Below are 15,162 nucleotides of genomic sequence, written 5' to 3'. Positions count from 1 at the left end.
ACTTTTTGTTCAGAGCATAAAGTCATTAAAAATCATATAGTTAGCAGCCGAGCAATGCTCAGGAAAAACGTAACAGTCAGCGCCACACGAGTAACTCGGTGAATGTGCATAACCGTAACACCCGCGCCTTGCACCTTCTCTTTTCAGACCAGCAAGTCAGCCCACCGTTCTTCTGTAACCTACAGAAACGACAACGCCCCGACTAGGCGGGGCGTTGGCTGTAGCAGCAGGTATTACTGCTGAGCAGCGGGATCCTTGATCGCCAGCAGCTCCAGCTCGAATACCAGCACCGAGTTGGCCGGAATGGCCGGGGTCGGGCTCTGCTCGCCATAGGCCAGGGCACTCGGGATGTACAGTTTGTACTTCTCGCCGACGTGCATCAGTTGCAGGCCTTCGACCCAACCCGGGATCACGCCGTTGACCGGCAGATCGATCGGGCTGCCGCGCTCGATGGAGCTGTCGAACACGCTGCCATCGGTCAGCTTGCCTTCGTAGTGAACGGTTACCACGTCGGTGGCTTTCGGCTGAGCGCCATCGGCTTTCTTCAGCACTTCGTACTGCAGGCCGGAAGCGGTGGTGATCACGCCTTCTTTCTTGGCATTTTCTTCGAGGAACTTCTTGCCAGCCTTGGCCGACTCTTCGTTCAGCGCCAGCATGCGCTGTTCAGCACGCTGCTGCAGGAAGGTGAAGGCTTCAACCAGCTCTTCGTCCTTCAGTTGCTGCTCTTTCTTGCCCAGGGCGTCGGCGATGCCGGCGGAGATGGCTTTCTGGTCCAGGTCGTCGATGCCTTGCTGGGCCAGGCTCTTGCCCATGTTCAGGCCGATGCCGTAGGAAGCCTTCTGCGCCGGAGTTTTCAGTTCGACTTCGCTGGTCTGCGAATCGCAACCGGCCAGTACCAGGCCTACCAGGGCAACTGCCGCGGCTAAACGATGTTGTTTCATGCTTGATCCTTGTTGGAGCGCCCTGAAGCAGGCTATCGGTGAATGCGCGAGCTTAGCAGCCTGTGTCGATTACTGGCTACGCCAGTAGGAACCGCAGAGCCCGGAATAGTTCAGCCTGTGCGAGAAACCGCACTATCTGTGGCCGCCATGCCTGCTGCAGTAAATCGCAGGCAAAAAAAAACGACCTTTCGGTCGTTTTTTCCAGTCTTGGTCTTCAGTCTAACCAAGGCTTATGTATGGCGCAGCGGACGGGACTCGAACCCGCGACCCCCGGCGTGACAGGCCGGTATTCTAACCGACTGAACTACCGCTGCGCGTAACCTCGTGAGCGAGATGGTGGGTGATGACGGGATCGAACCGCCGACCCTCTGCTTGTAAGGCAGATGCTCTCCCGGCTGAGCTAATCACCCTTCACTCTCGAAGTGGGGCGCATTCTAGACAGCGACCCGAACCTTGGCAAGCTCTTTTTTTAAAAAATTTTGCAGGCGTTCCAAAGGCTTAGCGACAGCTTGGCCAATCGGCCCGGGCAGAGAATAATGCGCGCTTTGCGCAATTGGAGTGTCACCCCCATGTGGTTCCGCAACCTGCTTGTCTATCGCCTGACCCAGGATCTGCCTTTCGATGCCGAGGCACTGGAGGCTGCACTGGCCACCAAGCTGGCACGTTCCTGTGCCAGCCAGGAGCTGACCACCTACGGTTTCATCGCCCCCTTCGGCAAAGGCGAAGACGCCCCGCTGGTGCATGTCAGTGGTGATTTCCTGCTGGTTGCCGCGCGCAAGGAAGAACGCATTCTGCCGGGCAGCGTGGTGCGCGATGCGCTGAAGGAAAAGGTCGATCAGATCGAAGCCGAACAGATGCGCAAGGTCTACAAGAAGGAGCGCGACCAGCTCAAGGACGAGATCATCATGTCCTTCCTGCCGCGCGCCTTCGTCCGCCGCTCGGCTACCTTCGCCGCCATCGCGCCCAAGCTCGGCCTGATCCTGGTCGACTCGGCCAGCGCCAAGCGTGCCGAAGACCTGCTGTCGACCCTGCGTGAAGTGCTGGGTTCGCTGCCGGTGCGCCCGCTGTCGGTGAAGATGGCGCCGACCGCGACCATGACCGACTGGGTCAAGTCGCAACAGGCGGCGCCGGACTTCTTCGTGCTGGATGAGTGCGAACTGCGCGACACCGCCGAAGATGGCGGTGTGGTGCGCTGCAAGCGCCAGGACCTGACCAGCGAGGAAATCCAGCTGCACCTGTCCACCGGCAAACTGGTTACCCAGCTGTCCCTGGCCTGGCAGGACAAGCTGTCGTTCATGCTCGACGACAAGCTGGTGGTCAAGCGCCTGCGCTTCGAAGACCTGCTCCAGGATCAGGCCGCGCAGGATGGCGGCGACGACAACCTCGGCCAGCTGGACGCCAGCTTCACCCTGATGATGCTGACCTTCTGCGACTTCCTGCCGGCACTGTTCGAAGCCCTCGGTGGCGAAGAAGTTCCAGAGGGAATCTGACCTCTCTGACAATTCTGGCAACATCTGCCAGGGCACGCTCGTCCTCTCGAGCTTGCCCTGTGCAGAACTGTGTGCAAAATAACGCACAACGCAAGGACGACCTTGCTACTCCTCGCGAGTGATCACCTGGGACGGCCCGCACTTATAGCTTTAATGCGGAGTCACACATGTCCTGGTTCATCCTGTTGCTCGCCGGCCTGTTCGAAGTCGGCTGGGCCGTCGGCCTGAAATACACCGACGGCTTCACCCGCCCCCTCCCTACCCTGCTTACCGTTGGCGCGATGATCGTCAGCCTGGCGCTGCTCGGCCTGGCGATGAAGGAGCTGCCCCTGGGCACCGCCTACGCGATCTGGACCGGAGTCGGTGCCGTGGGCACGGTGATCGCCGGGGTCATCCTGTTCGGCGAGTCGATGGCGCTGCTGCGTCTGCTCAGCGTCGGGCTGATCGTCGCCGGACTGCTGGGGCTCAAGCTCAGCCATTGATACCCAGACAGAAAAAAGCCCGCCAAATGGCGGGCTTTTTCATGGCGATGAATCTAGCGCACATCCCCGCGCAACTGCGCCACCTGCTCCTGTAGCACCAGGCGCCCGGTGTCGGCCGGCATCGGCTGCCCGGCGACCAGGGTGATGCGCGACCAGAAGCGCTTGAACAGGCCCTTGTGCGGCGCGCGGCTGAAGAAGCTGCCCCACAGCCCCTGCAGCGCCATGGGGATCACTGGCACCGGGTTGGCGGCCAGGATGCGCTCGACCCCGGCCTTGAACTCGTCGATCTCGCCGCTGGTGGTCAGCTTGCCCTCGGGGAAGATGCACACCACTTCGCCATCGGCCAGGTACTGGGCGATGCGCTGGAAGGCCTGTTCGTAAGTCTTCTCGTCTTCGCTGCGCCCGGCGATCGGCACGGTGCCGGCGGTGCGGAAGATGAAGTTGAGCACCGGCAACTGGTAGATCTTGTAGTACATGACGAAGCGCACCGGCCGGCGCACCGCGCCGCCGATCAGCAGCGCATCGACGAAGGACACGTGGTTGCACACCAGCACCGCCGCGCCCTCGTCCGGAATCGCCTCCAGCCCCTCGTGCCGCACGCGGTACATCGAGTGGCTGAGCAGCCAGATGAGGAAGCGCATGGTGAATTCGGGAACGATCTTGAAGATGTAGGCGTTGACCGCGATGTTCATCAGCGACACCACCAGGAACAGCTGCGGGATCGACAGCCCGGCGACGTTGAGCAACAGCATCGCCACCAGCGCAGAGACCACCATGAACAAGGCGTTGAGGATGTTGTTGGCGGCGATCACCCGGGCCCGCTCGTTTTCCACGGTGCGCGACTGGATCAGTGCATACAGCGGCACGATGTAGAAGCCGCCGAAGATGCCGATGCCAAGGATATCCGCCAGCAGCCACCAGGCCTGCCCCTGCCCCAGCAGGGTCAGCCAGGTGTAGGGCTCGGCCGCCGTCGGGAAGCCGGCCGAGTGCCACCAAAGGAGGATGCCGAAGATCGTCATGCCCATCGAGCCGAACGGCACCAGGCCGATCTCCACTTTGCGCCCGGACAGGCGCTCGCAGAGCACCGAACCCAGCGCGATGCCCACCGAGAACACGGTGAGGATCAGGGTGATCACGGTCTTGTCACCGTGCAGCAGATCCTTGGCAAATGCCGGAATCTGCGCCAGGTAGATAGAACCGATGAACCAGAACCAGGAGTTGCCGAGCAGCGAGCGCGAGACCGCCGGGCGCTGACCGAGGCCCAGACGCACGGTGGCCCAGGTCTGGCGGAAGATATTCCAGTCCAGCACCAGTTCCGGCAGCGCCGCATGCGAGCGCGGGATGTTGCGGCTGGCCACGTAGCCGAGACAGGCGACCAGCACGATGGCGCCAGACACTATCCCGGCGGAATGGCTACCGGACATGATCACCCCGGCGCCGATGGTACCGGCGAGGATGGCCAGGAAAGTGCCCATCTCCACCAAGGCGTTACCGCCGACCAGCTCCTCCTCGCGCAGGGTGGCCGGCAGGATCGAATACTTCACCGGGCCGAACAGCGCCGAGTGGGTGCCCATGCCAAACAGCGCGAGCAACAGCAGCGGCAAGCTGTTTAGGAAAAAACCGGCGGCGCCGACCAGCATGATGATGATCTCGGCCAGCTTGATCACCCGGATCAGCGCGTCCTTGGCGAACTTCTCGCCAAACTGTCCACCGAGGGCGGAGAACAGGAAGAACGGCAGAATGAACAGCATGTGGCAGAAGTTGACCAGCAGGTTGCCAGTCTTATCCGAGAACGCCATGTTGAACAGGATGACGAAGATCAGCCCCTGCTTGAACACGTTGTCGTTGAACGCGCCGAGCAGCTGAGTGATAAAGAACGGCAGGAAGCGCCGGGTGCCGAGCAGGGCAAATTGCGAGTGTTGGGTCATCGTCCATGTACCTGGCGGTGGGCCGCCTGCGAGTAGTAAATCCAGAAGCAGAACTGGGCGGGAATTTGGCCCGTCTGCTATTGGATTGCAATACTGACAGGCGAGCCACATTCCTGCAGCCGGTCACGCCTCAGATCGGCAACTGCCCAAAAAACCAGCGCAGCAGGAAGAACACCAGCAATCCCCCGGCGATGGTCGCCAGCAGATTGCGCGTCAGTGCGGCGATGCCAATGGTCACCAGCCCGGCCAGCAGATAGGCATTGTCCAGGCGCAGGGCCAGGTGCTGGCCATCGGGCAGCAGCATGCCGGGCACGACGATGGCGGTGAGCACCGCCGTCGGCACGTAATGCAGGCCCTGGCGCACCAGTGCAGGGAAGCGCAAATCGGGGAAGGCGAACAGGCTGTAGCGGGTGGCGAAGGTGATCGCCAGCATGCCGAAAATCAGTAGCCAGTTTTCCATTTAGAACACCTCATCCTGCAGCAGGCGGTAACGCCGTTCGAGGAGCACCCCGACCACAATCCCGGCGCCGGCTGCGGCCATCAGGCCGAGTTTGTAGGGCAGCCCATGACCGACCAGGGCCACGGCGCCGGCGACCACTGCCGCCGCCACCTGCGGGCGATTGCGCAGCACCGGCACGACGATGCCGATAAAAGTGGCGAGCATGGCGAAGTCCAGCCCCCAGGCGCCGATGTTCGGCACCGCCTGGCCGAATACCAAACCGATCAGGGTGCACAGTTGCCAGTTCAGGTACATCGCCAGCGCCGCACCGAGGAAGTACCAGTGCTTGTGCGGCGAGCTATCCGTCTCGGCATAGCGGTGCTGGACCACGGCAAAGGCCTCGTCTGTCAGCCAGAAGGCCAGCGGCATGCGCCAGCGCTTGGGCAGATGCCGGACGAAGGGCTGCAGGCTGGCGCTGTACAGGGCATGGCGCAGGTTGACCACAAAAGTAGTGAGCAGCATGACCGCCAGAGTCGCACCACCACCGAGCAGGCTGAGGGCGATGAACTGTGCCGAGCCGGCAAACACCAGCACGGACATGCCGATGGTCTGCCAGGGTGTGAGGCCGGCAGCGCCGGCCAGGCTGCCGAAGATGATGCCGAAGGGTATGGCGCCGAGCAGCATCGGCAGCATGTCGCGGGCGCCCTGCAGGAATTCGTGATGACGGGACATGGAACCTCCTTGAGAGAGCGAGGCTAGTCGGTCGTCCAGGGATCGTCTTGAACAATCTTGCGCAATCGGTCAAATGCGCCGCGCCTACAAGAGCACGCAGAGCAAATGATCGCGAGAGGGAAACGCCTCAGCCGGCGCAGGCGCTGCGGTATTCGCCGGGGCCAACCCCATAGACCTGCTTGAACTGCCGGGTCAGGTGGCTCTGATCGGCGAAGCCCAGCTGCATGGCCACCGCCAGCGGCGCGCAGCCGCTTTTGAGCAGCGCCCGTGCCTGCTCCAGACGGCGCTGCTTGAGCCAGGCATGCGGTGGCAGGCCGGTGGCACGGCGGAACACCCGGGCGAAGTGGAACGGCGACAGATTGACCGCTGCCGCCAGTTGCTCCAGCGACGGCGGTTCGGCCAACTGGCTGCCGAGCAACTCCTTGGCCCGCGCCACCGCCTGCGGCTCACGACCGGGCGGCGCTGCCTGGGGAAGCCGCGCGTGACGCTGGAACAGCAGAAGAATCGCCTCGCGCCAGGCGGTCTGCTGCTGCAGGGCGTCGGCACCGCTTTCCAGCAACAGGTGCAGCTCGCCAAACAGCCGATGCAGCTGCGGGTCATGCAACACGCTACTGGCAAACGAGGGCATGCCGCCACTGGCCAGGCCCAGCTCAGCAAACACCCCGCTGACCTGGGCGTTGTCCGGGTAAAAACCCCGGTAACGCCAGCCTTCCTCGTGAGCCTTGGAACCAGTGTGCAACTCGTCCGGATTGATCAGCACCATGCTGCCGACCGGCGCTAGATGGTCGCTGCCACGATGGCGAAAACGCTGGGCGCCGTGCTCGATCACAGTAAACACGAAGCCTTCATGCACATGCGGAGCGAAGCGCTGCTCGATGTAGCGCGCATGCAGCAACTCGACCCCGGCCAAAGCCTCGGCCTGCCAGAAGCGGGTCTGCTCGCGTTTGGTCGCCATCGCTGATCAAGCGCCGAAGCGCGCTTCCAGCTGCTGCTTGACCTGCGGCCACTCGCTGTCGGTGATGCTGAACATCACCGTGTCGTCGAGGCGGCCGTCGGCCAGGCGCCGGTGATTGCGCAGCAGACCTTCGCGCACCGCACCGAGCTTCTCGATGGCGCGCTGCGAGCGCAGGTTGCTCGCCGCGGTCTTCAGCTGCACACGCACCAGGCCCCAGTCCTCGAAGGCATGGCGCAGCATCAGGTACTTGATCATGCTGTTCAGCCCGCTGCCGTGCTGACGTGCATCCAGCCAGGTAGAGCCGATCTCGGCGGCCGGCAGGGCCGGATTGAAGTCGAAGAAACGCGTGGTGCCGACCAGCTCGCCAGCCAGGCGGATGGCAAACACCACGGCCTGCGCCGCCTTGTGCTCGGCCAGGGCACTTCGGTACCAGTCCGGGCGGGTGGTGCCATTCATGAACTGTTGCGACTCGCGGTTGGCCTCGGCCAATGCCAGCAGGCCGGGCAGATCGGCCTCGTTCAGCGGGTCCAGGCGCAGCGCTCCTTGCTGCAAAACGGTGGGTAGTGGCTCGAACATCGCCAGGCTCCAGAAAACTCCACGGCCGGCCACGCTAACAGGCCGCCGGCGGCGGCTCAAGGCGCTTGCGACCATAGTCTGCCTGACGGACGGCAGAACCCATGCGAGACTAATGGCTACCCGCAGCGCTTGTGCGCCCTTGTTCCCGTGGAGTCTGCATGTCGTTGTCCAGCGGATTGATCGCCCTGGTCGCTCTGGTCTACATGGCCATCCTGTTCAGTATTGCCTTCTATGGCGACCGCCGCCGTACGCCGCTATCGCCGCGTGTGCGCGCCTGGGTCTATAGCCTGTCGCTGGCTGTGTACTGCACCAGCTGGACCTTCTTCGGCGCGGTCGGCCAGGCCGCCGGCCAGTTGTGGTCGTTCCTGCCGATCTACCTGGGGCCAATCATCGTCCTGCTGTTCGCGCCCTGGGTGCTGCAGAAGATGGTGATGATCAGCAAACAGGAAAACATCACCTCGATTGCCGACTTCATTGCCGCCCGCTACGGCAAGTCGCAGTCGCTGGCCGTGGTGGTGGCACTTATCTGCCTGGTTGGCGTGCTGCCCTATATCGCCCTGCAGCTGAAAGGCATCGTGCTCGGCGTCAACCTGCTGATCGGCGCCACCCCTAGCCCGACCCGCGGCCAGGATACGGCGCTGATCGTGTCGCTGATTCTCGCCCTGTTCACCGTGTTGTTCGGCACGCGCAACCTGGATGTCACCGAGCACCACCGCGGCATGGTGCTAGCGATCGCCTTCGAGTCGCTGGTCAAGCTGCTGGCCTTCATGGCCGTGGGTGTGTTCGTCACCTGGGGCCTGTTCGATGGCTTCGCCGACCTGTCCCGCCAGGCGATCCAGGCCCCCGAGCTGCAGGCGTTCTGGGCGGAAACGGTGAACTGGCCGGCGATGCTGGTGCAGACCGGCCTGGCCATGGCCGCCATCGTCTGCCTGCCACGCCAGTTCCATGTCACCGTGGTGGAAAACATTGAACCCAAGGACCTGCGCCTGGCGCGCTGGGTGTTCCCGGCCTACCTGGTACTGGCCGCGCTGTTCGTCATCCCCATCGCCCTGGCCGGCCAGTTGCTTCTGCCATCCGGCGTGCAGCCGGACTCCTTCGTCATCAGCCTGCCATTGGCCGAGGCCCATCCGGCCCTGGCCCTGCTGGCCTTTATCGGCGGCGCCTCGGCGGCCACCGGCATGGTCATCGTCGCCTCGGTGGCGCTGTCGACCATGATCTCCAACGACATGCTGCTGCCGGTGCTGCTGCGCCGGCAGAACACCGAGCGGCCGTTCGAGGCCTTCCGCCACTGGATGCTCAGCGCACGCCGCTTGAGCATCCTGATCATCCTGCTGCTGGCCTACGTGTGCTATCGCCTGCTCGGCACCAACGCCAGCCTGGCCACCATCGGTCAGCTGTCGTTCGCCGCCATCGGCCAGCTGGTACCGGCCATGTTCGGCGCCCTGGTGTGGAAGCAGGCCAACCGCCGCGGTGTGTTCGCCGGCCTCGCCGCCGGCTGCGCCCTGTGGTTCTACACCCTGGTCCTGCCCCTGGTGGCCGGCGGCATGCGCTGGTCGCTGGACAGCTTCCCGCTGCTGCCGGAGCTGCTGTATTACCCGGTCGGCTTCGACATCGACCCGCTGACCCGCGGCGTGGTGCTGTCCCTGGCCGGCAACTGGCTGCTGTTCGGCGGGGTCTCCTGGTTCTCGCGCACACGGGTCTCCGAGCACTGGCAGGCCGGCCGCTTCATCGGCCAGGAGCTGAATGCCAAGGCCGGTTCGCGCAACCTGCTGGCGGTGCAGGTGGCCGACCTGCAGGAACTGGCCGCACGCTTTGTCGGTGAAGAACGCTCACGGCAGAGCTTCCTGCGCTTCGCCTACACCCAGGGCAGGCCGTTCAACCCGACGCAGAACGCCGACAGCGAATGGATCGCCCACACCGAACGCCTGCTCGCCGGCGTGCTCGGCGCCTCATCGACCCGCGCCGTGGTGCGCGCGGCCATCGAAGGGCGGGAAATGCAGGTCGAGGATGTGGTGCGCATCGTCGACGAAGCCTCGGAGGTGCTGCAGTTCAACCGTGCCCTGCTGCAGGGCGCGATCGAGAACATCACCCAGGGCATCAGCGTGGTCGATCAGTCCTTGCGCCTGGTGGCCTGGAATCATCGTTACCTGGAGCTCTTCGACTACCCGGAGGGGCTGATCAGCATTGGCCGGCCGGTGGCCGAGATCATCCGCTACAACGCCGAGCGTGGTTTGTGCGGCCCGGGAGAGGTCGACGAGCATGTCGCCAAGCGCCTGTACTGGATGCGCCAGGGCAAGCCGCACACCTCGGAACGACTGTTCCCCAACGGCCGGGTCATTGAGCTGATCGGCAACCCCATGCCCGGCGGCGGCTTCGTCATGAGCTTCACCGACATCACCGAATTCCGCGAAGCCGAACAGGCGCTCAAGGAGGCCAATGAAGGTCTGGAGCAGCGGGTCGCAGCGCGCACCCAGGAATTGTCCCGGCTCAACCAGGCCCTCACCGAAGCAAAGGGCGTGGCCGAAGCCGCCAACCAGTCGAAAACCCGCTTCCTCGCTGCGGTCAGCCACGACCTGATGCAGCCGCTGAATGCCGCCCGACTGTTCTCCGCCGCCCTCTCCCACCAGCAGGAGGTCCTGCCACGCGAGGCCCAGGAACTGGTGCGCCATCTGGACAGCTCGCTGCGCTCGGCGGAAGACCTGATCAGCGACCTGCTGGATATCTCGCGCCTGGAAAACGGCCGTATCACCCCCGACCTCAGCGCTTTCCCGCTCAGCCAGCTGTTCGATGCCCTCGGCACTGAGTTCAAGGTACTGGCCCAGGAACAGGGCGTGGATTTCCGCCTTTGCCCGAGCAAGCTACGCATCGAAAGCGACCCGCGCCTGCTGCGCCGGGTGCTGCAGAACTTCCTGACCAACGCCTTCCGTTATGCCAAGGGTCATGTGCTGCTAGGTGTGCGCCGCGAGGGGCAGAACCTGCGTCTGGAAGTCTGGGACCGTGGCCCCGGCATTCCCGAGGACAAGCGCAAGGTGATCTTCGAGGAATTCAAGCGCCTGGACAGTCACCAGACCCGCGCCGAGAAAGGCCTGGGCCTGGGCCTGGCGATTGCCGACGGCCTCTGCCGGGTGCTTGGCCATCGCCTGGAGGTACGTTCCTGGCCGGGCAAGGGCAGCGTGTTCAGCGTCAGCGTGCCGCTGGCCAGCGCCGCGCTGCCCGTCAGCAGTCCACGACAGCACCTCGGCGAACTCAACGGCAAGGCCCTCGGCGGCGCCCAGGTGCTGTGCATCGACAACGAGGACAGCATCCTCACCGGCATGCACAGCCTGCTGTCACGCTGGGGTTGCCAGGTGTGGACGGCGCGCAATCGCCTGGAGTGCGAGCATTTATTGGATGAGGATGTGCGCCCGCAGCTGGCGCTGGTCGACTACCACCTCGACGAGGGCGACACCGGCACCGAACTGATGGCCTGGCTACGCACCCGTCTCGGTGAGCCGTTGCCGGGCGTGGTGATCAGCGCCGACGGCCGTCCGGAACTGATCGCCGCCGTGCACGCCGCCGGCCTCGACTACCTGGCCAAGCCGGTCAAACCGGCGGCCCTGCGCGCCCTGCTCAGCCGGCATCTGAATCTGAGCTGAGGCGCGCGCTCAGGACCGTATAGGATCTTTTTTGCAAATGCCTAAACTCTGTAGGGCAGGCGCGAATCGCTTTTGCCCCCTTTCCCGTTCACGGGAGAGGGTTGGGGAGAGGGAGTTGCCCCGCCCCCTCTCCCCCAGCCCCTCTCCCACAAGTGGGAGAGGGGAGTCTCCGAGATCCGCGCCAGGTTCTCAGAGCTGCAGCGCTGCAGGCTCCAGCAACGCCTGACCATAGCCTTCGACAAACTCCACCGGCATGCGCTTGGGCTTGCCGCTGGACAGTTCGATGCAGACGAAGGTGGTCTGCGCGCGCAGCAGGGTGCTGGCATCGGCCGGGCGCCACAGCTGGAAGTGACGGGTCATTTTCAGACGCTGATCGGACTCGACGATCCAGGTGGCCATCTGCAGTTCTTCGCCTTCGTAGGCGCTGGCCAGGTAGTCGATCTCGTGGCGCAGCACAGCCATGGCACGATCCAGCCGACGGTACTCGCTGAGGTCCAGGCCCAGGCTCTGCGAGTGGCGCCAGGCGCAGCGCTCCAGCCAGCTGACGTAGACCGCGTTGTTGGCGTGGCCGAGACCATCGATGTCCTCGGCCGCTACCTGCAGGTCGATGACGAAGGGGTTTGGCAGATCCCAGCTCATGCCTTGTTCTCCACGCTGGCGGCCAGGGCGCAGGCTTCGCTGGCCAGCAGGGTGATCTGGTCCCAGGCGCGGGCGCGGATCAGGTTGTCCGGGGCAATCCAGGTACCGCCGACACAGGCTACGTTGGGCAGGCGCAGGAAGCTCAGCAGGTTGTCCACGGTGATGCCGCCCGTGGGGCAGAAACGGATGCCGGTGAACGGGCCCTTGAAGCTTTTCAGCATCTTCACGCTGGCCGCGCCATTGGCCGGGAACAGCTTGAGCGAGCGATAACCATACTCCAGCGCCAGCAGCACTTCGGACGGGGTCATCACCGCCGGCAGGTACGGCAGGCCGGAATCTTCCGCCGCTGCCGCCAGGCGTTCGGTGCAACCGGGGCTGACGGTGAATTGCGCGCCGGCATCGCGGGCTTCCTGGAACTGCTCGGCATGGATCACCGTGCCCGCCCCCACCAGCAACTCCGGCAGCGCCTGGCGGATCGCCGCCAGGGCATCCAGGGCGCGCGGGGTGCGCAGGGTCACTTCTAGGACGCTGATGCCACCGGCGTGCAGGGCACGCGCCAGGTCCACCGCCAATTCGACATCCTCGATCACCAGTACCGGCAGTACCGGGCGTGCCTGCTGCAACACCTTGTCCATCGTCAGGCTCATGTCAGTCCCCTTCATCGAAAATACTTGCACCACGATCAGCCGGGCCGACCAGGCGACGCTGGCTGGCGAACAGTTCCAGGCCAAACCCAGCCGCCAGCCCGGACGGCGCCACGCTAAACGGGCGCGCTGCCAGCTCTGACGGCGAAAGCTCGACGCGCAGCACACCGGCCAGCGCATCCACTTCCAGCATGTCGCCATCCTGTAGACGGGCCAGGGCGCCGCCCGCCGCCGCTTCCGGGGTGACATGCAGCGCCGCCGGCACCTGCCCGGAGGCGCCGGACAGACGCCCATCGGTGACCAGCGCCACCCGCTGCCCGGCCGCCTGCAGGTTGGCCAGCAGCGGCATCAGCTTGTGCAGCTCAGGCATGCCGTTGGCGCGCGGCCCCTGGAAACGCACCACCAGCACCAGATCGCCGGTCAGTTCACCGGCCTGATAAGCGGCCTGCACCGCGGACTCGCAGGCGAATACCCGTGCTGGCGCCCGTACATGCCACTGCGCCGGGTCGACGGCAGAAGTCTTGAGCATGGCGCGACCGAGGTTGCCTTCGAGCAGGGTGAAGCCGCCCGAGCGACTGAATGGCTCGGCCACGGGGCGAACGATATCCGGCGCCGCGCTCTGCGCCGGCAAGGCGCGCCAGGCCAGGCGCCCCTCATCCAGCCAGGGTTCACGGGCGTAGTCGGCCAGGTCGTGGCCGACCACAGTGGCCACATCGCCGTGCATCAGCCCGGCGTCGAGCAGTTCGCGGATGATCCAGGCCGGCCCACCGGCGGCCTGGAACTGGTTCACGTCGGCCGCGCCATTCGGGTAGACCCGCGCCAACAACGGCACCACCTGCGACAGCGCGGCGAAATCCTCCCAGACCAGCTCATAACCAGCGGCCCGGGCAATCGCCGGCAGGTGCAGGCCGTGGTTGGTGGAACCACCGCTGGCGAGCAAGGCCGCCAGGGCATTGACCAGCACGCGCGCATCGATCTGCCGGCCGACGGGCAGGAAGCGCTCGCCCTTGGCACTGTTGCGCACCACCAGGCGTGCCGCCTCGTCGTTGAGCGCATCGCGCAGCGGCGTATAGGGATGCACGAAGGCACTGCCGGGCACATGCAGGCCCATGGCCTCCATCAGCAACTGGTTGGTGTTGGCGGTGCCGTAGAAGGTGCAGGTGCCGGCCTCATGGTAGGAGGCCAGTTCGGCGCGCAGCAGCTCGTCGCGGCCCACCTCGCCGCGCGCATAGCGCTGGCGTACGGAGGCTTTCTCCTTGTTGGCCAGGCCGGAATGCATCGGCCCTGCCGGCACGAACACGGCCGGCAGGTGACCGAACTGCAGGGCACCGATCAACAGGCCCGGGACGATCTTGTCGCACACCCCGAGGTACAGGGCGCCGTCGAAGATGCCATGGCACAGGCCGATGGCCGTGGCCTGGGCGATCAGATCGCGGGAGAACAGCGACAGCTGCATGCCCGCCTCACCCTGGGTGATGCCATCGCACATGGCCGGTACTCCGGCGGCGAACTGCGCGGTGGCGCCCTGGCGGGCCAGGGCCTGCTTGAGGCGCTCGGGATACTCACGCAGCGGCGCGTGGGCAGAGAGCAGGTCGTTGTAGCTGGAAACGATGGCGATATGCGCCGAGCCGCCCTGCTTGATGATCAGCCGCGCATCGGCGTCCTGTGCAGCCAGGGCATGGGCCAGGTTGGAACAGCCCAGGGCCTGGAGGGGTGGGCGCTGCAGGGCTTCATCCAGGCGCGCCAGGTAGCGTGCACGGCGTGCGGCGGAGCGCTGTTCCAGCGCGGCGGTAACCTGTTCGACAACGGGGTTGAGCATCAGGGTATTCGCTTTTCACTCGGCTAAGCCCTGAGTGTAACGGCTTAGCACCTGCTCCGGGCCTTTCGAGCCAGAGGCATTTTCGCCCGTGACGAGCGGACACTCAGGGCGCCCAATAGATATTCACGGGTAACCGAGCATTGTGCAGCAGCGCCTGCACCGGCAATTGCGTGGTACCGGCCAGCGCTGCCTCGATCAAGCGGCGCTTGTCCAAACCGAACACCAGCAGGCCCAACCAACCCGCCTGACAGAGCAGGCTCAGATTCAGCGACAGGCGTTGGCACGGTTCGACCGGGGCCAGCGCCGGCAACGCGGCCGGCGCTGCCGCTTCATCGAGGGCCGCTGCCAAGCCCGGCATGCCCGGAAACAGCGAGGCGAAATGGCCATCTTCGCCCATGCCCAGCAACACCGCGGCAAACGGCAGCCAGCCGGCCAGCTGCGCCTGCCACTGGCTGGCCGCCCCTTGCGGGCTATCGCCCTGGCGCGGGTCGAGGCAGCGGGTCTTGGGCAAGGCGGCCTGCAGCAGGCGGTAGTTACTGCGCGGATCGTCGCCCGCCACCCAGCGCTCATCGGTCGGTGACAGGTCGATGCGCGCCCAGTCCAGCGCCTGCGCGGCCAAGTACGGCAACAGCACCTGCGGACTGCTGCCACCCGGCAAAAGCAAGCCGGCACGCGCCTGCTGGGCGAGGGTCTGATTCAACACCTGCGCCAGGTCGCTGGCCAACTGCTCGGCACAACGCTGACGATCGGCAAATTCGAGGAAAACAGCTGGTTTCATGCTGCGCTGCAAGGCTACGGACAAGCCGCCATCATGCGCCAAGTTGGCCATACGCCCAAGCAGCGCAACCTGACGACAGACAGGGCCCGCCGTCAGGTTTGGCA

Annotated in this window: 13 protein-coding genes and 2 tRNA genes; 3 read left to right on the top strand and 12 right to left on the bottom strand. The window is 64.8% G+C overall.

Annotated features, from left to right (window positions below; genetic code table 11):
* Window positions 1-233: 233 nt before the first annotated feature.
* From H3H45_RS08255 to H3H45_RS08245, 3 genes are all read right to left on the bottom strand, one after another.
* Complete coding sequence (locus H3H45_RS08255; protein ID WP_182833262.1) at window positions 234-941, bottom strand: FKBP-type peptidyl-prolyl cis-trans isomerase; 708 nt, start codon at window positions 939-941, stop codon at window positions 234-236.
* 237 nt (window positions 942-1,178) lie between these two features.
* Window positions 1,179-1,255: transfer RNA gene (locus H3H45_RS08250), tRNA-Asp, on the bottom strand.
* 20 nt (window positions 1,256-1,275) lie between these two features.
* Window positions 1,276-1,351 (bottom strand) — tRNA-Val (locus H3H45_RS08245).
* 159 nt (window positions 1,352-1,510) lie between these two features.
* On the opposite strand from H3H45_RS08245, the gene rdgC reads away from it, so the two are divergent.
* Both rdgC and sugE read left to right on the top strand, forming a co-directional pair.
* On the top strand, window positions 1,511-2,431 hold the full coding sequence (rdgC, locus tag H3H45_RS08240) for a recombination-associated protein RdgC (protein ID WP_182833261.1): 921 nt from the start codon (window positions 1,511-1,513) through the stop codon (window positions 2,429-2,431).
* 167 nt (window positions 2,432-2,598) lie between these two features.
* Entirely contained in the window at window positions 2,599-2,913 is a 315-nt protein-coding gene (gene sugE, locus H3H45_RS08235; protein ID WP_182833260.1) for a quaternary ammonium compound efflux SMR transporter SugE, read from the top strand.
* 53 nt (window positions 2,914-2,966) lie between these two features.
* Here the strand turns inward: sugE and H3H45_RS08230 are convergent, their stop codons facing one another.
* From H3H45_RS08230 to H3H45_RS08210, 5 genes are all read right to left on the bottom strand, one after another.
* Window positions 2,967-4,841 (bottom strand): MFS transporter, encoded by a 1,875-nt coding sequence (locus tag H3H45_RS08230; RefSeq protein ID WP_182833259.1) that lies wholly within the window; start codon window positions 4,839-4,841, stop codon window positions 2,967-2,969.
* Window positions 4,842-4,971: 130 nt separating this feature from the next.
* On the bottom strand, window positions 4,972-5,301 hold the full coding sequence (locus H3H45_RS08225) for an AzlD domain-containing protein (protein ID WP_182833258.1): 330 nt from the start codon (window positions 5,299-5,301) through the stop codon (window positions 4,972-4,974).
* On the bottom strand, window positions 5,302-6,012 hold the full coding sequence (locus H3H45_RS08220) for an AzlC family ABC transporter permease (RefSeq protein ID WP_182833257.1): 711 nt from the start codon (window positions 6,010-6,012) through the stop codon (window positions 5,302-5,304).
* A gap of 127 nt (window positions 6,013-6,139) precedes the next feature.
* Complete coding sequence (locus H3H45_RS08215) at window positions 6,140-6,967, bottom strand: AraC family transcriptional regulator (protein WP_182833256.1); 828 nt, start codon at window positions 6,965-6,967, stop codon at window positions 6,140-6,142.
* Window positions 6,968-6,973: 6 nt separating this feature from the next.
* Window positions 6,974-7,543 (bottom strand): GNAT family N-acetyltransferase, encoded by a 570-nt coding sequence (locus H3H45_RS08210; RefSeq protein ID WP_182833255.1) that lies wholly within the window; start codon window positions 7,541-7,543, stop codon window positions 6,974-6,976.
* 158 nt (window positions 7,544-7,701) lie between these two features.
* Between H3H45_RS08210 and H3H45_RS08205 the strand changes: the two genes are divergently transcribed.
* Window positions 7,702-11,178, top strand: coding sequence for a hybrid sensor histidine kinase/response regulator (locus H3H45_RS08205; RefSeq protein WP_182833254.1), 3,477 nt, complete (start codon window positions 7,702-7,704; stop codon window positions 11,176-11,178).
* A 189-nt stretch (window positions 11,179-11,367) separates the two neighbouring features.
* Here H3H45_RS08205 and H3H45_RS08200 read toward each other — a convergent pair whose 3' ends face one another.
* The 4 genes from H3H45_RS08200 to H3H45_RS08185 form a co-directional block, all read right to left on the bottom strand.
* A complete protein-coding gene (locus H3H45_RS08200) occupies window positions 11,368-11,817 on the bottom strand; it encodes an acyl-CoA thioesterase (RefSeq protein WP_182833253.1) in 450 nt (149 codons plus the stop codon).
* Window positions 11,814-12,464, bottom strand: a complete 651-nt coding sequence (locus H3H45_RS08195) for a bifunctional 4-hydroxy-2-oxoglutarate aldolase/2-dehydro-3-deoxy-phosphogluconate aldolase (RefSeq protein WP_182833252.1) — start codon at window positions 12,462-12,464, stop codon at window positions 11,814-11,816. Before H3H45_RS08195 ends, H3H45_RS08200 begins: the two co-directional genes overlap by 4 nt.
* A gap of 1 nt (window position 12,465) precedes the next feature.
* Entirely contained in the window at window positions 12,466-14,280 is a 1,815-nt protein-coding gene (edd, locus tag H3H45_RS08190) for a phosphogluconate dehydratase (protein WP_182833251.1), read from the bottom strand.
* Between the two features lie 103 nt (window positions 14,281-14,383).
* Window positions 14,384-15,058 (bottom strand): 6-phosphogluconolactonase, encoded by a 675-nt coding sequence (locus H3H45_RS08185; RefSeq protein WP_182833250.1) that lies wholly within the window; start codon window positions 15,056-15,058, stop codon window positions 14,384-14,386.
* Between the last annotated feature and the right edge of the window lie 104 nt (window positions 15,059-15,162).

Origin of the sequence: Aquipseudomonas guryensis, from assembly GCF_014164785.1 — a bacterium.
GTDB classification, from domain to species: Bacteria; Pseudomonadota; Gammaproteobacteria; order Pseudomonadales; family Pseudomonadaceae; genus Aquipseudomonas; species Aquipseudomonas guryensis.
The sequence above is the reverse complement of the archived record's forward strand: the minus strand, read 5'-3'. Positions and strand labels throughout refer to the sequence as shown.